This is a genomic window from Acinetobacter sp. TTH0-4 (assembly GCF_015602665.1).
GTDB lineage: Bacteria > Pseudomonadota > Gammaproteobacteria > Pseudomonadales > Moraxellaceae > Acinetobacter > Acinetobacter albensis.
In genome coordinates, this window is sequence record NZ_CP059079.1 from 2,825,936 (window position 1) to 2,845,376 (window position 19,441).

19 protein-coding genes are annotated in these 19,441 nt (G+C 43.3%); 8 read left to right on the forward strand and 11 right to left on the reverse strand.

Annotated features, from left to right (window positions below):
* The first annotated feature begins 316 nt into the window (after positions 1-316).
* The 8 genes from ribBA (at position 317) to H0S58_RS13260 (ending at position 8,308) form a co-directional block, all read left to right on the forward strand.
* Positions 317-1,438 (forward strand): bifunctional 3,4-dihydroxy-2-butanone-4-phosphate synthase/GTP cyclohydrolase II, encoded by a 1,122-nt coding sequence (gene ribBA, locus H0S58_RS13225; RefSeq protein WP_053579088.1) that lies wholly within the window; start codon positions 317-319, stop codon positions 1,436-1,438.
* A gap of 11 nt (positions 1,439-1,449) precedes the next feature.
* The gene (gene ribE, locus H0S58_RS13230) at positions 1,450-1,920 is read left to right on the forward strand and encodes a 6,7-dimethyl-8-ribityllumazine synthase (protein ID WP_004649641.1); all 471 of its coding nucleotides are present in this window, start codon (positions 1,450-1,452) and stop codon (positions 1,918-1,920) included.
* Between the two features lie 3 nt (positions 1,921-1,923).
* Positions 1,924-2,373, forward strand: a complete 450-nt coding sequence (gene nusB / locus H0S58_RS13235; protein WP_053579089.1) for a transcription antitermination factor NusB — start codon at positions 1,924-1,926, stop codon at positions 2,371-2,373.
* 20 nt (positions 2,374-2,393) lie between these two features.
* Complete coding sequence (gene thiL / locus H0S58_RS13240; RefSeq protein WP_053579090.1) at positions 2,394-3,326, forward strand: thiamine-phosphate kinase; 933 nt, start codon at positions 2,394-2,396, stop codon at positions 3,324-3,326.
* Complete coding sequence (locus H0S58_RS13245) at positions 3,304-3,825, forward strand: phosphatidylglycerophosphatase A (protein ID WP_053579091.1); 522 nt, start codon at positions 3,304-3,306, stop codon at positions 3,823-3,825. The genes thiL and H0S58_RS13245 overlap by 23 nt, the downstream gene beginning before the upstream one ends.
* A gap of 21 nt (positions 3,826-3,846) precedes the next feature.
* Positions 3,847-5,211 (forward strand): bifunctional UDP-N-acetylglucosamine diphosphorylase/glucosamine-1-phosphate N-acetyltransferase GlmU, encoded by a 1,365-nt coding sequence (glmU, locus tag H0S58_RS13250; protein WP_053579092.1) that lies wholly within the window; start codon positions 3,847-3,849, stop codon positions 5,209-5,211.
* Positions 5,212-5,223: 12 nt separating this feature from the next.
* Complete coding sequence (glmS, locus tag H0S58_RS13255; protein WP_053579093.1) at positions 5,224-7,062, forward strand: glutamine--fructose-6-phosphate transaminase (isomerizing); 1,839 nt, start codon at positions 5,224-5,226, stop codon at positions 7,060-7,062.
* A gap of 423 nt (positions 7,063-7,485) precedes the next feature.
* Positions 7,486-8,308, forward strand: a protein-coding gene (locus H0S58_RS13260; protein ID WP_193891903.1) for an IS5 family transposase whose coding sequence is annotated in 2 segments (ribosomal slippage) — positions 7,486-7,866 and positions 7,868-8,308 — 822 coding nt in all. Because the reading frame shifts where the segments join, the coding sequence is not laid out codon by codon here.
* 337 nt (positions 8,309-8,645) lie between these two features.
* On the opposite strand, the gene H0S58_RS13265 is transcribed toward H0S58_RS13260, so the two are convergent.
* The 11 genes from H0S58_RS13265 to H0S58_RS13315 form a co-directional block, all read right to left on the reverse strand.
* Positions 8,646-9,080 carry an excinuclease gene (locus H0S58_RS13265; RefSeq protein WP_195726730.1) on the reverse strand — a complete coding sequence of 145 codons (435 nt, stop codon included), beginning with the start codon at positions 9,078-9,080 and terminating at the stop codon, positions 8,646-8,648.
* 15 nt (positions 9,081-9,095) lie between these two features.
* Positions 9,096-10,319 (reverse strand): beta-ketoacyl-ACP synthase, encoded by a 1,224-nt coding sequence (locus H0S58_RS13270; protein WP_195726731.1) that lies wholly within the window; start codon positions 10,317-10,319, stop codon positions 9,096-9,098.
* Positions 10,319-11,044 carry a 3-ketoacyl-ACP reductase FabG2 gene (locus tag H0S58_RS13275; protein ID WP_195726732.1) on the reverse strand — a complete coding sequence of 242 codons (726 nt, stop codon included), beginning with the start codon at positions 11,042-11,044 and terminating at the stop codon, positions 10,319-10,321. The genes H0S58_RS13270 and H0S58_RS13275 overlap by 1 nt, the downstream gene beginning before the upstream one ends.
* Positions 11,041-11,478: a 3-hydroxylacyl-ACP dehydratase gene (locus H0S58_RS13280; protein WP_195726733.1), complete on the reverse strand. Its 438-nt coding sequence runs from the start codon at positions 11,476-11,478 to the stop codon at positions 11,041-11,043. The genes H0S58_RS13275 and H0S58_RS13280 overlap by 4 nt, the downstream gene beginning before the upstream one ends.
* Positions 11,475-12,671 (reverse strand): beta-ketoacyl-[acyl-carrier-protein] synthase family protein, encoded by a 1,197-nt coding sequence (locus tag H0S58_RS13285; RefSeq protein WP_195726734.1) that lies wholly within the window; start codon positions 12,669-12,671, stop codon positions 11,475-11,477. The genes H0S58_RS13280 and H0S58_RS13285 overlap by 4 nt, the downstream gene beginning before the upstream one ends.
* Positions 12,664-13,221 carry a DUF3261 domain-containing protein gene (locus H0S58_RS13290; protein WP_195726735.1) on the reverse strand — a complete coding sequence of 186 codons (558 nt, stop codon included), beginning with the start codon at positions 13,219-13,221 and terminating at the stop codon, positions 12,664-12,666. Before H0S58_RS13290 ends, H0S58_RS13285 begins: the two co-directional genes overlap by 8 nt.
* Positions 13,211-14,512, reverse strand: a complete 1,302-nt coding sequence (locus H0S58_RS13295) for an NAD(P)/FAD-dependent oxidoreductase (RefSeq protein WP_195726736.1) — start codon at positions 14,510-14,512, stop codon at positions 13,211-13,213. The genes H0S58_RS13290 and H0S58_RS13295 overlap by 11 nt, the downstream gene beginning before the upstream one ends.
* 18 nt (positions 14,513-14,530) lie before the next feature.
* Positions 14,531-16,855, reverse strand: a complete 2,325-nt coding sequence (locus H0S58_RS13300; protein ID WP_195726737.1) for an MMPL family transporter — start codon at positions 16,853-16,855, stop codon at positions 14,531-14,533.
* Positions 16,830-17,417, reverse strand: a complete 588-nt coding sequence (locus H0S58_RS13305; RefSeq protein WP_171262513.1) for an outer membrane lipoprotein carrier protein LolA — start codon at positions 17,415-17,417, stop codon at positions 16,830-16,832. The genes H0S58_RS13300 and H0S58_RS13305 overlap by 26 nt, the downstream gene beginning before the upstream one ends.
* A 61-nt stretch (positions 17,418-17,478) precedes the next feature.
* A complete protein-coding gene (locus H0S58_RS13310) occupies positions 17,479-17,898 on the reverse strand; it encodes an acyl-CoA thioesterase (RefSeq protein WP_078426098.1) in 420 nt (139 codons plus the stop codon).
* Between the two features lie 9 nt (positions 17,899-17,907).
* Complete coding sequence (locus tag H0S58_RS13315; protein ID WP_195726738.1) at positions 17,908-19,440, reverse strand: HAL/PAL/TAL family ammonia-lyase; 1,533 nt, start codon at positions 19,438-19,440, stop codon at positions 17,908-17,910.
* Position 19,441: the final 1 nt, after the last annotated feature.

A 19,441-nucleotide genomic window follows, 5' to 3' on the forward strand; every position in this document is an offset into this window, starting at 1 on the left:
TTCTTATCAGTAAAATATCTTAATAGTGTTTTTCTGCTGATAGTGCTTAACCAACCCGATTAACTGTTCAAAGTTCAAGCAATTTTTTATATTTGATTTTAAATTTTTATTATTGATGTATTTCAAATAGTTAAGTATTAAACTTCATCTCGCCATTTTAAAATAAAAGACCCTTTTCAACTATTCTATACCTGTGTATAACAAGGGTCTGTTTAGGCCAATCAATAAGCATAGGCAAAGTAGGTCAAAAAGCGTTAGAATATGCCACAATCAATGCAATTAAAATGTCATTCGAGACACAAAAAGGTGAAGGTTGATGCCGCTCAATACTGTTGAAGAGCTTGTAGCAGATATCCGTGCAGGAAAAATGGTCATCCTGATGGATGATGAAGATCGAGAAAATGAAGGCGATTTAGTGATTGCCGCGACCCATGTGCGTCCAGAAGATATCAACTTCATGATTACGCATGCGCGTGGTTTGGTGTGTTTAACCTTAAGCCGTGATCGTTGTCAGCAACTCAATCTTCCGCTGATGGTCGATGCCAATGGCGCACAACATGCGACCAACTTCACCTTATCTATTGAAGCAGCTGAAGGGATTACTACAGGTATCTCTGCTGCTGAACGTGCACATACGATTCAGACTGCTGTTGCTGCACATGCAAAACCTGCCGATATTGTACAGCCAGGTCATATTTTTCCATTGATGGCACAGCCTGGTGGTGTTTTACACCGTGCTGGTCACACTGAAGCAGGTTGTGATTTATCGCGTATTGCAGGACTGGAACCTGCATCGGTCATTTGTGAAATCATTAATGAAGATGGCACTATGGCGCGCCGCCCTGACCTTGAAGTTTTTGCAGAAAAACACGGTTTGAAAATTGGTACTATTGCAGACCTTATTCACTACCGCATGACCAATGAACAAACAGTTGAACGTTTGGGTCAAGAAACAATTAAAACTGAATATGGCAATTTCGAGCTAGTCCGTTACCGTGAACTTGGCAACCCTGATATTCACTTGGCCTTGGTTAAAGGTCAGCCAAAAGAAGGTGTGACCACCGTTCGTGTTCATGGCTTTAATCCAGTTCGTGACTTATTGAAACTCAATAAACAAGATGGCGAACCGGCTTGGAATTTAGACAAAGCACTGAAAGAAATCTCTAACAGCGACCGTGGGGTACTGGTTTGGATTGGTCAACGTCATTTACAAGACTTAGGTCCAGCATTAGAAAGCTTAACCAAACCAAAACCGACCAAATCCAATGCGGCTCTTTCACAGCAATACCAAACCATTGGCGTTGGGGCACAAATTTTACGCGATTTAGGTGTGGAAAAAATGAAGCTTTTAAGCTCTCCATTACGTTTCAATGCCCTATCTGGCTTTAACTTAGAAGTGGTGGAATATGTCACCGCAAATCAAACAATAGAGAAATAATCGAGGTTGCTATGGCAGTTCGCCGTATTGAAGGTATGTTACATCTCGCGAGCGAAGGCCGTTACGCGATTTTAGTCGGCCGTTTTAATAGTTTTGTGGTTGAACATTTATTAGAAGGTGCGATTGATACATTGAAACGTCATGGTGTATCAGAAGATAATATTACTGTCGTTCATGCACCTGGTGCTTGGGAACTCCCTGTTGTCGCGAAAAAATTGGCTGCATCAGATCGTTTCGATGCAATTATTGCGCTAGGCGCAGTCATTCGTGGAAGCACGCCTCACTTCGATTTTGTAGCAGGTGAATGTGCCAAAGGTTTAGGCGTTGTTGGTCTGGATACTGGCTTACCTGTTATTAATGGTGTACTCACTACGGATAGTATTGAACAAGCGATTGAACGCTCTGGAACAAAAGCAGGTAATAAAGGTGGCGAAGCTGCCCTTACTGCTATTGAAATGGTTAACTTGTTAAAGGCTATTTAACACATGTCGCAAACACTTCAAGCTACTTATGCAGCGAAACGTAAAGCACGTCGCTTTGCTGTACAAGGAATTTATGAATGGCAGATGAGCCACAATCCCGTCCATGAAATTGAAGCACGTACGCGTGTTGAAAATGCCATGCACAAAGTGGATCTCGGTTATTATCATGAATTGTTGACTCAAGTGGTTGCCAATCATGAAGTATTAGATGAACTTTTAGTTCCTGTACTTGATCGTGAGCTTAAGGCACTTGATGGCGTTGAACTCGCTGCGCTTCGTCTAGGCGCCTATGAATTGAAAGAGCATCTTGAAATTCCATATCGCGTCGTTTTAGATGAGTCGATCGAGCTTGCCAAACACTTTGGTGGTGCAGACAGTCATAAATACATCAATGGTGTATTAGATCGTTTAGCCACCAATTTACGTGCAGCAGAAAAGCAACAAGCCGACTAATGTTACAGTAGATTTGTTGTATGGCTGAGTTCTCCATCATTGATCACTATTTTAATCGACAGACTATTGCATCTTCGGATGTCAATATTGTCGATTTAGGTGTGGGTGATGACTCAGCCGTGCTCACACCTCCTCCTCAGCAACAATTGGTCATCTGTACCGATACTTTGGTTACAGGTCGACACTTCCCGCTTAATACCAGCCCACATGCGATTGGCTGGAAATCTGTTGCTGTGAATTTATCTGATATCGCTGCAATGGGTGCAAAACCGCAAAGTATTTTACTCGCATTGAGTTTAGCCCAAATTGATCATGATTGGCTGACAGGCTTTAGTCAGGGTTTATATGATTGTTGCGATCAATTTGGGGTTAGCTTAATTGGTGGCGATACCACCCAAAGCCCACATCTCACTATTTCAGTGACTGCACTCGGCTGGATAGAAACTGGACACGCTATTACTCGCTCAGGCGCACAAGTGGGTGATTATATTTGTGTCAGCGGAACGCTCGGGGATGCAGCCTATGCCTTACACAATTTAGGACATCCACTTCAACAAAGATTGGATTATCCTACTCCGCGTTGTAGATTAGGTCAGCAACTTAAAGGCTTGGCCTCCAGTATGATTGATATCTCGGATGGCTTAGCCCAAGATTTAGGTCATATTCTTAAAGCATCTCAAGTGGGTGCTCAAATTCAATTAGACCAACTCCCAATCAGCGAAGCACTGCGCATTTTACCTCAAGAAAAACAATGGCAGCACGCTTTAGCGGGTGGCGATGACTATGAATTATGTTTTACAATCAATCCGCAAAATTATAAAAAACTTTTGCAACAACAAAGTGATGTCAACATTACCAATATTGGACAAATTACCCAACAAAGCGCTTTAACTTTTGTGCAGAATGGCGTAGATCATTTACTGCAATTTCATGGATACCAACACTTTGCATAACCCCCCAATCAATTTTAAAAACATGTCTTGGCTCAACCGCTGTATTGTGTTTTGTGGAGTGGGGTTTGGCTCTGGACTTATACCCAAAGCACCAGGCACCTTTGGTTCTGCTTTTGCTTTATTGTTTATTCCTTTTTGGCTGGCTATAGGGTTTTTCAATACCTTGCTGGCCATTATTTTAATGTCACTTTTAGGTATTTATATTTGCGGACAAACCGCTAAAGTGATGGGCGTTCATGATGATGGCCGTATTGTTTGGGATGAATTTGCTGGACAATCGATTACTTTTTTACCCCTCCTCTATTTGGGGATGATCAATTGGGTTTGGGTCGTGATTGGATTTGCCTTATTTCGTTTGTTTGATATTTGGAAACCTTGGCCTATTCGTATGATTGACCGACAGATACATGGCGGTTTTGGCATCATGTTTGATGACATTATAGCGGGTCTTTGGGCTGCGTTATGTATTTGTATTTATTTATATTTTATAATGGCTTAAGCTAAATTCGTAGGATTATACATGTCTACTAGCGTTATTATTCTTGCTGCAGGTAAAGGAACACGTATGCGTTCAACTTTACCCAAAGTATTACAACCCCTTGCAGGACGTCCTTTACTTAAACATGTGATCGAAACTGCAAAAAAACTCAATGCAAAAAATATTATTACTATTTTTGGTCATGGTGGCCCATTGGTCCAACAAGCATTCTCCGAAGAAAATGTACAGTGGGTCGAACAAGCTGAACAACTGGGTACTGGGCATGCGGTAAAAATGACCCTACCAGTATTACCTCAAGACGGCGTTTCTTTAATTTTGTCTGGTGATGTGCCTTGTGTGACACAAGATACCTTACAACGCTTACTTGATGCATCCACACAAACAGGGATTGGTATTGTCACTTTAACTGTAGATGATGCAACAGGTTATGGTCGTATTGTGCGTAAAAATGGTCAAATTCAAGCCATTGTAGAGCATAAAGATGCCAATGATGAACAACGTCAAATTAAAGAATTTAATACAGGAATTTACTGCGTCAATAATACCAAGTTACATCAATGGCTGCCCCAATTGTCCAATGAAAATGCGCAAGGCGAATATTATCTAACTGATATTATTGCGATGGCCATTGCTGATGGTTTAGACGTTGCCTCGGTTGAACCAACGCTTGCATTTGAAGTAGAAGGTGTGAATGATCGTATTCAACTTGCAGCGCTTGAACGTGAATTCCAACAAGATCAAGCCAAAAAACTTATGCAACAAGGCGTGCATTTAATTGATCCTTCTCGTTTTGACTTACGTGGTCATTTAACCGTCGGTCAAGATGTTCGGATTGATATTAATGTGATTATCGAAGGCGATTGCGAACTAGGTGATCATGTCGAAATTGGTGCTGGCTGCATCATTAAAAATACCAAAATTGCAGCGGGTACTAAAGTTCAACCCTATAGCATCTTCGACAATGCCGTGGTGGGTGCAGATGCCCAAATTGGTCCATTTGCTCGCTTACGTCCCGGTGCAAAACTGGCCAATGATGTTCATATCGGCAACTTTGTTGAAGTCAAAAACTCAAGCATTGGAATAGGCTCAAAAGCCAATCATTTTAGTTATTTAGGTGATGCAGAAATCGGTGCCGGTTCAAATATTGGTGCAGGAACCATTACTTGTAACTACGATGGTGCGAATAAATTTAAAACGATTATTGGCGATGCCGCGTTTATCGGCTCAAATAGTTCCCTTGTTGCTCCTGTTCATATTGGCCATGGCGCAACTGTAGGTGCAGGCTCAGTCATTACGCGTGATGTGGCAGAAAATAGCCTCGCTTTTGAACGCTCAAAACAAGTGGCTAAAGAAAACTATCAACGCCCCCAAAAACTGAAAAAATAAGAGGATTTAAATATGTGCGGAATTGTTGGTGGCGTTGCTGAACGTAGTATTACGGATATTTTAATCGAGGGTCTTAAACGCCTTGAATACCGCGGTTATGATTCAGCTGGTGTCGCGCTGATTAACCAAGGTCAAGTCTTGCGTGAACGCCGTGTTGGTAAAGTTGTTAATTTAGAACAAGCGGTTCATGAAGCTGAATTAATCGGTTCATTAGGCATTGCACATACGCGTTGGGCCACACATGGCAAGCCAACAGAAAATAATGCCCATCCACATATCTCAGGGACTGTGGCTGTCGTTCATAATGGCATTATCGAAAATTATCAAGAACTGAAAGATGATTTAGAAGCATTAGGCTATGTGTTTACGTCACAAACTGATACTGAAGTCGTCGCGCATTTGGTTAATGATGCCTTGAAGACGACATCTAGCCTTTTAAGCGCAGTACAACAAGTGGTTCCACAACTTAAAGGTGCTTATGCACTGGGCATTGTACATACTGACTATCCTGATGAACTGATTACAGTGCGCGAAGGCTCACCTTTGGTGATTGGCGTCGGTATTGGTGAGAACTTTATTAGTTCCGATCAATTGGCTTTGCTTCCGATTACCAATCGCTTTATTTATCTTGAAGAAGGTGATATTGCACGTTTAACTCGCAGCACCATTGAAGTTTTTGTCAATGGTCAGTTGGTTGAGCGTCCTGTTAAAGAATTAGATGCGACCGTCAGCAATGCATCTAAAGGTGAATATAAACATTACATGCTCAAAGAAATTTATGAGCAGCCTGAAGCCATCCAGCAAACGATTTCCCAAGCACTCAATGGTCATACTTTACGCGAAGATTTCTTAAAAGATGCCGTTATTGACTTTGATGGTATTCAACAGATCCAGATTATTGCCTGTGGGACAAGTTATCACGCGGGAATGATTGCAAAATACTGGTTTGAACAACTGATTGACCTTCCTTGTCAGGTCGAAATTGCCAGTGAATTTCGTTATCGCACCCCTGTGATTGTAAACAATACGTTATATGTATGTATTTCACAGTCTGGCGAAACAGCCGATACTTTGGCAGCACTCCGCGATACGCAAAAACGTGCTCTGGCGAAAAATGTAAATATTGCGACACTGACTATTTGTAATGTTGCGACATCTTCAATGGTTCGCGAAACCCAGCATAGTTTATTGACTTTGGCAGGTCCAGAAATTGGGGTCGCTTCAACCAAAGCATTTACGACTCAACTTGCAGCACTGATGTTGTTGGTATTGAAAATTGGTCAAGTGAAACAAAGCATTGCGCTTGAACAGATAACAACCATCATCAATGACTTGTGGCATACCCCGAAAGTGATTTTAGACAGTTTGCAAAAAGATAAAGATATTTTGCGTTTGTCTGAATTATTTGTAGAAAAACAGCATTGTTTATTCTTGGGTCGTGGCACACAGTTCCCAATTGCGCTAGAAGGTGCATTGAAACTAAAAGAAATTTCATATATTCATGCGGAAGGTTATGCAGCAGGCGAACTTAAACATGGTCCGCTGGCCTTAGTCGATAACGATATGCCTGTGGTCATTCTAGCTCCACAAGATGAGATGTTGGATAAACTCAAATCCAATATGGAAGAAGTTCAAGCACGTGGTGGTGAGTTATTCGTATTTGCCGATGAAAACAGCGGGATTAAAGAAAAAGATCGTCAACATGTCGTGCATATCCCAAGTATTAGTCCTATTTTGGCGCCGATTGTTTATAGTATTCCAGTACAGCTGTTGTCTTATCATGTAGCGGTATTACGCGGAACCGATGTTGACCAACCTCGAAATCTCGCCAAAAGCGTAACTGTCGAATAAGAGTAAAAGGCCAGTGAAAACTGCTTTATGAGAGTAAATAAAGTACTCTCGTACAACTGGTATGTTTAAACAATATAGTTTTAAACTTACCATTAAAGTTCTAAATTGAATAAACCCAGCCATATTGATTAAAAATTAGGCTGGGTTTTTCTATGAATAGGGCACTGATATTTCTTACAAAGAAAAAAGGATCAATTAAAAAATCAATTACTTATTTATTTTTAAATTCATAGGGGCTTCAATGAGCAAAAGCTTTTTTATTGTCTAAATTTTTATTTCACTTGATCTACACTTGAATCAAATATCTTGGCAAAAATCGCTATTAAAGACTTTGAAGGATCACTGATGGTATTTACAAAAGCCAAATACAGAATAAAACAATAGACCTCTTGCGAAAGTAAAAACTGCCTCAATATAGATTTCATGAAATATCAGAAATTAAATCGTTTTTCAGATTCTGAATTCCAGCGCTTGGTTGGTGTACCTCGAGCAGTTTTTAGTGAAATGGTCGAAGTTTTAAAAGAAGCAGAATCACTCAAAAAGAAACCAGGTCGTCCTCATACTTTAGATATAGAGGATCAGTTGTTATTAACTCTGAATTACTTACGGAACTACAGCACTCAACTGGAATTAGCGGCAAATTACCATATCGCTGAAAGTAATGTGAATCGAACCATTAAAAAGGTTGAAGATGCATTAATGAAATCAAGACGTTTTACCCTGCCAAAACGAAGCATTACCACAGCAGACGAACAATTTAACTGGGTAATTATTGATGCGACAGAATGTTCAATAGAACGCCCGAAAAAAAAATCAGAGTAAGTTCTACAGTGGTAAAAAGAAGAAACATACGCTAAAAGCACAAGTGATCTATCATCCGAACAGCAAACAAATCATAGGGCTAGATATATCGAATGGCAGTCAGCATGATATTAAATTGGCAAGAAAAACGGTTAAGAAATTCAAACATTGTGAATATGTTATGACCGATTTAGGGTACTACGGATTAGAGCAAGATGGCTTTAAATTATTGATGCCAATAAAGAAAAAGAAGAATTTACCCTTATTTGATATTGAGAAAAAGTACAATAAAATGATTGGGAAAATACGAGTTGTGATCGAACACATTAATAGTCAATTGAAAACATTTAGAATATTAAGTGAACGCTATCGAAATAGACGGAAAAGATTCGGTTTACGCATTAACTTAATTGCTGCACTCGTAAACCGGATAAACTTGCAATAATGACTTTCGCAAGAGATCTAATATAACTCGAATAATTTATTAGCTTTTATTCATTAAAATTCTCGCTATTAACTTTTAGTCTTTAAATTTTTTATTAATTAACAACCAATAACTCTATTATTGAATTAAATTCTTAAATCAAGTTTAAAACCTTAATGTAGGTTTCATAATATCAATTCATCACAAATCATTGATGGCATTGAATGACTTGTTTAGACCGGTATTGTTCATATACTGGCCCATGATGGATACCTTTAATCAGAATATTCATCATGGTAAATCTAATCAACTCGTGCTGTTATACATTCAAAGAAAATCAGCTCTTTTGTCTTTAGAACTAAAATTTCACCAAGTCCCCTTTCAATGCTACACCCGCCATCGCGGTCCCTTTGGCACATTGATATGTCGTACTACTCCGTGTTTCATTCGATTTATAGAAACTCACCAGATTGGTCACGGCATTTGCGCCATTGGCTTTCGCTGTATTTTGGAATTGAATCAATGCTGAACGAAGTACATGATCACATGAACTTTCGGCTGACTTGGCAAAACCATTGGTCTTTTTATTGGTCACTAAGCCTTTTTCAATCACTTTGCCACCCGATTTAGTTCCAGCCAAATAAAAATTCACTGAACCATCGAGTACACCATCTGCAACTGCACGACTCACCGCTTCTTGAAACTTAAAATCATACATTTTGTCAGCCGCTTGAGCCGATGCAATCGTAGCGAAAGACAACACAGCCACTGCATAGATATTTTTAAAAGACATTATTTTTTCCTCATTTTATTTGATACGTTTAAAAATCAAGGAGGTATTAATCCCCCCAAAAGCAAAATTGTTGCTCATGATCATTTGCGTTTCTGCTGAACGCATATCTGAAACAATATAATCTAGATCACCACAAGCGCTGTCAATCTGATCTAAATTCAGCGTAGGCACCAACTGATTGCGTCGCATCATTTCAATACTCAGCCACGCCTCAATTGCCCCACACGCCCCAAGTGTATGCCCAAAATAACTTTTTAATGAGCTAATCGGCTTTTTACCTAAGATACGAGCAGTTGCTTGTGATTCAGCAATATCCCCCTGATCGGTTGAGGTACCGTGTGCATTGACATAATCGATATCCGCAGCAGCGAGCTGTGCATCTTTCAGTGCCAACTGCATACAACGACCCATCATTTCAGAATCAGGTCGGGTCACATGCTGACCATCGGTATTACTACCATAACCGACAATCTCGGCATAAATGGTCGCTCCACGCGCTTGAGCATGTTCATATTCTTCTAAAATCAAACAGCCTGCCCCTTCACCCACCACTAAACCATCACGCTTTGCATCAAAGGGACGTGGAGTTTTCTCTGGATGGTCATTTTGCACACTGGTCGCTAACAACACATCGAACACAGCTGAACCAGCGGCACTGAGCTCTTCTGCACCACCTGCGATCATCACAGTTTGTTTACCATATTTAATCGCTTCATAAGCCTGACCAATCGCCATGGAACCTGAAGTACAAGCACTTGAGGTCGGCAGCGTTAAACCTTTTAGGCCGAAATACACCGTCATATTGACTGCACTGGTATGCGACATCATCCGAATGTAGGTCGTGGCATTGAGTTGACTCATATTATGCTCAATCAACATCGCGCCAAACTCACGCACCGCATCTACACTGCCCGCAGAGGAACCAAAAGCCACGCCTGCATCGCCACTTTTTAAGATATCGGCATGCAGTAAACCTGCGTCTTCCAATGCTTTTTCAGCACATACGGCAGACATTAAGGCCACGCGGCCCATGCCTCGGGTCACTTTACGGTTAAAATGCTTAGGTACAGTAAAGGATTCAACAGGGCCAGCCAATTTACTGCGTAAATCGGGATAAATTTCCCAGTCGGGCATATAGCGAATGCCACTTTTGCCTTGTGCAAATTGTTCAAAAATTTGCTCTGCGGTTTCACCCAAAGAGGTAATTCCAGACATGCCTGTCACGACAACACGTTTCATTAGATCAAACCTCCATTGACTGAAATCACTTGGCGGGTGATATAACTGGCATCATCACTACATAAGAACTTGACCACTTTTGCGACTTCTTTTACCTGCCCCATGCGTTGCATCGGAATCATTTTCAAAGCATGCTCTTTGACTTCTTCGCTCACCATTTCGGTTTCAATCAAGCCCGGAGCAACACAGTTCACCGTAATTTTTCGTTTTGCTAGCTCTAGTGCCAGTGCTTTGGTCGCACCAATCAAGCCTGCTTTGGCAGCACTATAGTTCACCTGACCTCGATTCCCCATGATTCCAGACACCGAAGACAAAGTCACAATACGTCCGCCCTTTTTCAAGCGAATCATTGGCATCATCAAGGGTTTCAGCACATTATAAAAACCGTTCAGAGAGGTCGAGACCACGTCATCCCAGTCTTCATCAGTCAGTGCCGGAAAAGCACCATCACGGGTTAATCCTGCATTCAACACAGCGCCGTAAAAAGCACCATGCTGTGCTATATCTTGCTCTAAAATAGCGGCAATATTTTCACGCTCATTCACATCGAACATCAATACATGGCTGGCCTGCCCAAGCGCTTGAATCTCCTGCGCTACTGCTTCGGCCTCAGACTGTCTTGAACGGGCATGCACTGTGACATCAAAGCCTGCCTTTGCTAACTCTAAAGCGATCGCTTTACCTATTCCACGACTCGAACCCGTGACTAAAATTCTTCTGTTCACACTAATTTTCCAATGATTTCATTCATATTTTCAGGCTCAAATACGCTTAACATGGCGCTGAACTGATGCTCTTGATATACAATTTCACAATTAAACTGCCCCAGACCTTCGTGCAGATAACTTTGTTCTACCCGAATCTGCACCGTTGTGCCCAAACTATAATAGGCACAAGGTAACTGCATTTTACGGGTGCCCAATAAAAAGCCAATTTTCGGTGGCAACGCGTTAATCTGTCCTTTATAGCCTGCATAGGCGCTGATGGTCTGTGCCATCAGCTCAATGCTGCTCCATGTGGGCAAACCTTCTGGCTCACAAAACATCAAATCAGGGGTAATGTGAAGCTCTGCAATAGCAAACTCATCATTGGCTTCAATTAGATGACTCACGAAAACCATCGGTTTTTCATGCGGAATAAACTGTACAGCCTCTATCATGGCAAAGCTGTCCCGAAAATTAAACTGATATTGCTGCCGCCAAAAGCAAAAGAATTACTCATCGCATAGCGAATGGGTGTCTTCAAATGCGGTGTAAGCACATAGTTTTGCCTAGCCAAAGCCTCGTCCAATTCACCGGCATGATGCAGCGGCAACCATGATTGATCTAATAAAACCTGCTGGCAAATAAAGGCTTCTATTGCACCCGCTGCCCCCAGACAATGCCCCGTTTTATGTTTGGTGCTGCTCAAGGCCACAACTGCATCAGAGAAAACAGTCTGTACCGCCTTAATCTCCATCGCATCATTTTGCGGTGTGGATGTTCCATGCAAATTTAAATAACCAATATCACCTGCTTCAAGCTGTGCCATATCTAAAGCTTTTTGCATCGCCTCCGCAGCCCCTTTCCCTTCTGGATGTGGTGCTGAAATATGCCATGCATCCATTGACTCGCCACTCGACAACAACATCACGGGGGCAGGCGCTTTGGACAGTAAAAACAATCCTGCCGCTTCACCAATATTAATGCCGTCACGGTTGGCACCACAAGGCTGACAAATTCCGCTCGATAAGCTTTCTAAACTATCAAATCCATTTAAGGTCAGCTTGCATAGGGTGTCGACTCCACCCACTAAGACAGCATCAGCCAGATCTGCATTCAGCAGACGTTGCCCCGCCGCCAGCGCTTTAGCTGCCGAGGAGCAAGCGGTAGAAATGGTATAGGCAGGCCCTTCCCAGCCCAAATACTGTTGTAAAGCTTTCGCGAAACTGCCCATTTCTTGCTTTTGGTGCTGTACAGACTGCGATGTTGGTTGTTGAAACTGCGTTTTTAAGACCGGCTCATTATCCGCGATGCCTGAGGTTGACGTGCCAATAATCACAGCGAGACGTTGTTTGGGAAACTGTGCAGTATAAGCACGAATATCAGTTTCAATCTGCGACAAAGCAGTCAGGGCAAAGCGTAAATTCCGTGAGTCTGCATCGCTCAAGCTTTCAGGGACTGCTTGAACTAAGGTTTGATCAGATGCGCCGACCCAGACCGTACGCCCCGCAATCAGATCCTCGCATGGTGACAGGGTATTTTCTGTGTGTGTTAATGCATGTTGAAGCTCAGCTGCATTTTGTCCCAAAGCCGACAGCGCCGCACTGAACTGAATACCAACGGCTGAAATAGGTTGTACATTTTTAGTCATGATGGTCGCCTTGATCATCTTCTAAAGTATTGCTCACTGTACTAATGACCATCTGATAAGGCACTTGCAGATTATCCAGTTCAATTGCCCACTCATTTCCCTGAATTTTCAACACAGGCTGCTGCTGTATATAAATGGTATCAGCTTTCTGTACGACCGCATTTTGAGCCGCATGTAACGCAGCAAAATTTGGATAGGTTGCATACAGAATATCGCGCACCACATAATCAAAAGGCAACAGTTTCATCGGCTCAATCCGTTGTTCAACGTCTACCTTTTGACCATCAAAACTGAGCTTAAACAACTGCTGCCCCGTAAGGCTGAGCGCTAACATGTCAAGCGACTGTCCCCGCTGTTGCTGGTACAGTAAAAAGCTGAAACTCTGGCTTTTCCACTGCACTTCAATTTGGTCTTGGCGCTGGTAATTTTGTGCCCCCCACTGCGGAGTTGCGAGCCCTTGCGCTTCAGGAATCCAGCTTTGGCAAGCACTACAAAATAATGTACTGGCTAAAATCCAACTGACGGTTTTCAAATGCAGCTTAAATTTCATCAGTTAGTGACTCTTTCTGCACTTGTTCTTCGCGACAATATTCTGCCAAAGTACTTAAGCGTTGTTTGGCATTACGGTGCATGGGGTTGTTCGCATCCCATGCATAGCCAGCCAATAAAGAAGCTATCATGCGACGAATTTTTTCATCTTGTCTGTTCGAGAACACTACATCCTGAAATTCACCTGAATACCATAACTCGACATAGGCACGGAACACTTGAATGCCTTTACGCAGCGGCTTTTCATATTGCTCCATCCAATCGACCGCCTGACCTTGCAACACCTGTTCAACCAATGGCACAGCTAGACTAGACGATTTTAAGGCAATCGTTACCCCTGAAGAAAAGACAGGATCGAGGAACTCACCTGCATTGCCAAGTAGTGCATAGTTGTTGGATGCCAAATGTTTAACATCAGCAGAGTAGCCCACCAAAGTGCGTACAGGCGTGTCATGTTTGGCGTGACGTAGCACATGCGACAAGCTGGCATCATCGGCTAAAATACGTTTCTGTAAGGCTTCTAAATCATAATCTGCACTGCCGTCATAGCCGTATTTTTCAAAGAAATCTTGCTCCGCCACGATGCCAAATGAAGAGCGCCCATCGGCAAAGGGAATCAGCCAATACCATGCGCGATGATCTTTTTCATGCACGGTAATTAAGATTTTCTCACGGTCAAACTCAGGGTCATCCAATAGACCGTCTTCAATGTGGGTAAAGACTGCACGGCGCACGGGAAAGTCCGATGGGCTTTCTAAGTCAAGAAACTTCGGCAGAATGCGGCCAAAGCCGCTGGCATCTAAGAGGAACTTGCCTTGAATTTGATAGCTGTCACCTTGCGCATCTTCCACCGTCAAAATCGGCTGTGTGGATGCCACATCGACCACCAAAACTTCATGACCAAAACGGATATCTGCCCCCATTTTTTCGGCTTGCTGCGCCAAAAGCTGGTCAAAGTTGGCACGTCGTACCTGCCATGTAGTGCCTGGGCCTTCACTAAACTTTTGAGTAAAGTCATAAAAACTACGCTGTGTGCCTCTTAAAAAAGCTGCGCCATTTTTAAACTGAAAGGCATATTCATCAGCATGGGTACGCACTGTCTCCAACAAACCCGCTTCTTCTAAAAACACCATACACTGTGGCAATAAAGACTCACCGATGGAAAAACGCGGAAAAAATTGCTTTTCGATGACCGTGACTTGGTAACCTTTTTGGCGCAGCAAAGCTGCGGCCGAGCTACCTGATGGCCCCGCCCCAATAATTAAAACATCTGTCTGTTGCATGGTGCTCATTGCACTGTACCCTTTGACTCAGCTCTTTGGCTGATATTGTTGAACCACCACATGTTTTGCATCGGAGGATGTAAAAAGTGTGGCATAAATAAATGAAAAAATAACGCCCAGCAACACCGTTAAGCCAAAACTGTGAATGGCATAGGTATGACTAAAAGACAGCAAACCAAAACTAAAAAACGTCGACATCATGCACAGGAACAAAGCCATACCCACCACCTGCGGGTGATCATGTCCGTGACGGTAGAAAATCGCATAGTCCACCCCAATTCCAATGATCAGGAAGGTACCCATAATGCTGAATAAATTAATCTCGACACCCAGCCATGCCTGAATCGCAAACGTGGTCATTAGAGCCATACTGACAGGCAACACCAAAGGCAGAATGGATTTTTTGCCATAAAGTGCGCCTAAGCCAACAGCTAACATCAGCAAAGCGCTGAGCAATAGCCACTGTGCCTGCACACGATGCTGTTTGAATAACTCAGATAATTGATGAACGGGACGTAACAGTTGTACATCCGCATTCTCAAGCTGGTGCACAGCGTGTACATCATGCACATTTTGCAGCATCACCAAACGTTGCGTCGGACTCATCTGCAAAAAATACAGGGGATGATCTTGAAAAACGGCTTCGGTCAGCAACGGTTGATCTTTTAAATGGGCTTGCCAGTTTAAAACATCGGCTGCATTGAGCTGTAGTGCTTGTGCATATTCCACCAAAGCGGACTGAGGAATCGCCTGTAACATTGCAATATTGTGCTTCTGCTGCTCAAGCGATGGAATCCACTGCCCTAAAGCTTGTACAGCATCTAACTTGCCAGCCTGCTGCAAGGGATCAAGTTTTGCCAACAGTTGCTGTTCGCGCTGCTCTAACTCTGCTGGGGTTCTGCCCTGTACCACAAAATATTCGCTGCTTTGCTGTTGCATAAAACGCGAACGAACATATTGATCTTCCTGCTTTAAGGTGGCATCCATACTTTGCAAATTGCGGATGTCATCATTGCTTTTCAGGAAGACTAGACTACTACCCGTTACCAGTAGAATCAGTGAAATCATGCCATAGCACAGCGTATTTCGACTCTGCACATAACTGCGTGCTTTGCCAATAAAGCCCAAAGCACGTATCGCAGGTTCCGCATTCAGCGCAGGCAAACGTGGCAGCAGTAAAATACTGGTCACCCATGCGGCACTCAGTCCAACCATAGAAAAGACTGCAATCTGTTTAAAGCCCGGGAAGGGGGTAAAACTCAGCACCACATAGGCCAACAGTGTGGTCATTAGCCCCACAAATAGACTCGGCAATAATGGCTTTAAAACAGCAAATCCATCGATCTGTCGGTGCTGAGACTGCATGGCCATAAAGTAAAATGAAAAATCGACACAGACCCCTATCAGACTGGCGCCAAAGACCAGTGTCATCAGATGAATTTCGCCGAACACCCAATACGTCACCGCAAAGGCCACCAAGCTGCCTGTGCCGACCGCAACCATTTCCGTCAGCATCGGTCGTATCGAACGGAAACCAAACCAGACCAGCAGCAAAATCCCGATGGTCGAACCCACGCCAATGGTGGAAATTTCCTCTTTGGCAGAGTTGGTGCCGAACTGGGCAAATAACAATGTACCTGTCCAATGTGGTTTCACCTGCAACTGGCTGAGTTGCTGATTGATATTTTTAATAAACCCAGCAGTCTGCTCTTGGTAGGCAATGTTATAGGGGCTGTTGTTGAGCTGAAGTACTATCAGGCGCGAGATACCTTGCTCATCACGAATCGTGGCAAAGCCCTGTTCTAAATTGATATCGGCATTATTTTGTAAAGTACTTAAACCCACTGCATAGCGCGGAAATAGTAGCAAGGGATCTTGTTTGAGCATTTCAGCCGTAATCGGCATGCCCGGACTCATCAGTTGTAATAAGCCTTGCTCCATCAACGCGGCATCATCTTGCTCTTGCAAAATCTGCTGATCAGTCTTGGATAACAGCCCCGCCTTGTGTTGATAAAGCGCTTGGGCAAATTGATCAGGATCAAGCTGCGGACGAACAGGTAAAAACAGCTGACTTTGATCGGCTTGGGTTTTGAGTGCTTGCGTTGCCTGTTCGAGTTGCTGATCCGTTTTGGCATCCAATACCACAAAAACTTTGTCATTTAACTGCTGACTCACATATTGCTGTGCTTGTTCCAGATGAACATCCTGATGTGCCTCAGGCAGCAAAGCAAAAATATTGGTCTCAATCTTAATACCTTTATTCAGCCAAGCCACGCCCAGTGCCAAAGCAATGACACACAGCACCAACAGCCAAAGGGCGCTAAATTTATTTTGCCAATTGGAAAAGCGCATTTTCCGCAGCCGTTAAAGTTTGAGGTTGAGCCGTTTGCTGGCTAAAACGAATGATGGTGCGGTTATTGGCTTGTTCCAAAATGGTAATACGGTCCACATAACGCTGACCTTGCGCATCGACTTGAACAAAAAGCTTTTTAAATAGACTGCTTTTAGGCGTTAAGCTGACATTCCACTGCGTCGGACTGTAATTGGCAGACACCACATTAAAGTTTTTAGCGAGTGCCGCTTCGTTGCCCGACATTAACTGTAAAAACATCGTCGCTACAGAGCCATAGGGGGTCTTATCGACTTCGATTTGACTGGACGTTCGCTGCGTCTTTTGTACCAACTTACGCGGTGTCACCACCAAATCGGCTTTAACTGGACTTTGAATCTGCCACAGCACACCTTGGTTTTTGCTGAACAGCACCGTGCCTTTGGACACATAAGTTTTGTTCAAAGCGGCCAGTTTTTTCTGCTGCTCAAATTGGGCACGCACCACAGGCGTTGCACCGAGCTGAGCAAACACCTGCTTCAATTCAGTATTTTGTGCACTCACTGCGGGAGCAAGTAAAGTCATCACACTGGCTGCACACGCAACGACAATCGGCTTAAAAAATTTGTATCGAATCATGCTTGCATTACTCCGCTTTAAATTCAGGCCATGCATTTAAACAGTCCAGCAACACCTGTGGCGACTGGAAGCACATTTCACGTTTTTCAATGTGTACCGCCACTTGTGAGGTATAACCCTTAGTCAACTTTCTGTCCGAAACCGCATCGAAAATCAGATATTCAATTTTCAAACGGTTTTCCCATTCTTTTAAAATGGCACGCACGCGAATTTTTTGTTCAAACTCGATGCCTTGTACATAACGGACATGACTTTCAATCACAGGCCATGCATAGCCCGAGTCGCGCATTTGATTATAGTTGTAATGAAATTGATCCAGCAGTTTGCAACGCGCAATTTCAAAATATTTTAAATAATGGCCGTGCCACACCACATTCATGGTATCGACATCATGAAAAGGCACCTCAATCATTACATCAGCATGCATGCTCATTTCCTATGAATATTGAACAGCAATGCTGTTTAACAGTTCTAAATGTTCAAAGCGATTAACCAGCGCCTGAAGCTCATGTTGCAAAGGACGATCTTCCCCTACATAGGTGAAACTCTGAAGCACCCAATGTTGAAATGCTGTTAAAACAGGGCTGAGTTCTGTATCTACACCTTTGAGTTTAACCGCCTGAACCGCTGCACAACTGAGTGCTGCAATCACTTGTTCGGTTAAGGTAATGATACGGCTAGCATCACGCGCGGCAATAGTGCCCATACTGACTTTATCTTGATTATGACATTCGGTTGAGCGTGAGAAAATCGATGCAGCAAGTGTCTGTTTTAAGGCTTCTGCCGTCCACGCTGAAACCGCGATTTGCACCGCTTTAAAACCATGATTCAAAGGCAAGCGCTCAGGACTAGAACCCGTTAAATTGCGTGGCAAACCATTGTTCATTTTATAGTCCACCAACTGTGCCAACTGACGATCCATCAGGTCAGCAATATTGGCAATCATAATTTTCAGGCTGTCCATGGCTTGGGCAATATGTCCACCATAGAAATGTCCACCATGCAGTACACGCAGGTTCACAGGATCAATCAATGGATTATCATTGCTTGAGTTCAGCTCATTTTCAATAAACTGACGCAGCCACAGTTTAGAGTCTTCAAACACCCCAATCACATGCGGTGCACAGCGCAATGAATAACGGTCTTGCAAGCGTGAACTTTGGTGTTCAGTTTGTACTTCACTGTTTAGCCAGTCACGTAACTGAGCTGCAATATGTTGCTGTCCCGGATGTGGTTTTTGTGCAAACAGCACTTCATCAAAATGGCTTGGGTTGCCCTCTAAAGCCAAAACATTCAGTGCGGTAATTAAGGTACTGGCAAAAGATATTTGTTCTGCTTTTTTATAGTTCAGGCAAGCAATGGCGGTCATGACCGCTGTACCATTCATTAGGGCCAAGCCTTCTTTGGGACGCATCACCAAAGGCTGCAAACTTTTTTCGGCATATACTTGTGCGATCGGCACAATCTGGCCTTGATAGTACACATCGCGCTCACCGACCAATGCCCCAGCAACATAAGACAAAGGTGTCAGATCACCACTGGCACCCACCGAACCTTCAGAGGGAATCACAGGGATCACATCTTCATTCAGCATCCAGACCAAACGCTGTAACAAGGCATGGGAGACACCCGAATAGCCGCGTGCCAAAGAACATAAACGCACTACAACTACAGCACGCGCCGTAATCAAGTCTAAGTTTTGCCCCATGCCACAACCATGAAAACGCGATAAATGTAGCGGCAGCTCATGCACTTGGTGGGCTGGAATTTCAACCAAGCACGAGTCGCCATAACCCGTGGTCACGCCATAAATGACGCCTTCGTCTTGCAACAGCTGATCGAGGAAATCTGCGCCGCGTTGGATCAGTGCTGTCCATTCCGCGGATACGGGCAAGACCACCTGTTTTTCTTTACGCGCTACAGCCACAACATCTTCAATACTGAGCGGATTTTCCCCAACAATTAACACA

What these genes read in the sequence shown, in the direction of transcription:
- H0S58_RS13265 (WP_195726730.1), bottom strand. Translation starts at nt 9,080, where the DNA reads ATGTCTTTTAAAAATATCTATGCAGTGGCTGTGTTGTCTTTCGCTACG.
- H0S58_RS13305 (WP_171262513.1), bottom strand. Translation starts at nt 17,417, where the DNA reads ATGACTTTACTTGCTCCCGCAGTGAGTGCACAAAATACTGAATTGAAG.
- ribBA (WP_053579088.1), top strand. Translation starts at nt 317, where the DNA reads ATGCCGCTCAATACTGTTGAAGAGCTTGTAGCAGATATCCGTGCAGGA.
- glmU (WP_053579092.1), top strand. Translation starts at nt 3,847, where the DNA reads ATGTCTACTAGCGTTATTATTCTTGCTGCAGGTAAAGGAACACGTATG.
- H0S58_RS13270 (WP_195726731.1), bottom strand. Translation starts at nt 10,319, where the DNA reads ATGAAACGTGTTGTCGTGACAGGCATGTCTGGAATTACCTCTTTGGGT.
- nusB (WP_053579089.1), top strand. Translation starts at nt 1,924, where the DNA reads ATGTCGCAAACACTTCAAGCTACTTATGCAGCGAAACGTAAAGCACGT.
- glmS (WP_053579093.1), top strand. Translation starts at nt 5,224, where the DNA reads ATGTGCGGAATTGTTGGTGGCGTTGCTGAACGTAGTATTACGGATATT.
- ribE (WP_004649641.1), top strand. Translation starts at nt 1,450, where the DNA reads ATGGCAGTTCGCCGTATTGAAGGTATGTTACATCTCGCGAGCGAAGGC.
- H0S58_RS13285 (WP_195726734.1), bottom strand. Translation starts at nt 12,671, where the DNA reads ATGACTAAAAATGTACAACCTATTTCAGCCGTTGGTATTCAGTTCAGT.
- thiL (WP_053579090.1), top strand. Translation starts at nt 2,394, where the DNA reads ATGGCTGAGTTCTCCATCATTGATCACTATTTTAATCGACAGACTATT.
- H0S58_RS13290 (WP_195726735.1), bottom strand. Translation starts at nt 13,221, where the DNA reads ATGAAATTTAAGCTGCATTTGAAAACCGTCAGTTGGATTTTAGCCAGT.
- H0S58_RS13310 (WP_078426098.1), bottom strand. Translation starts at nt 17,898, where the DNA reads ATGCATGCTGATGTAATGATTGAGGTGCCTTTTCATGATGTCGATACC.
- H0S58_RS13280 (WP_195726733.1), bottom strand. Translation starts at nt 11,478, where the DNA reads ATGATAGAGGCTGTACAGTTTATTCCGCATGAAAAACCGATGGTTTTC.
- H0S58_RS13295 (WP_195726736.1), bottom strand. Translation starts at nt 14,512, where the DNA reads ATGAGCACCATGCAACAGACAGATGTTTTAATTATTGGGGCGGGGCCA.
- H0S58_RS13300 (WP_195726737.1), bottom strand. Translation starts at nt 16,855, where the DNA reads ATGCGCTTTTCCAATTGGCAAAATAAATTTAGCGCCCTTTGGCTGTTG.
- H0S58_RS13245 (WP_053579091.1), top strand. Translation starts at nt 3,304, where the DNA reads ATGGATACCAACACTTTGCATAACCCCCCAATCAATTTTAAAAACATG.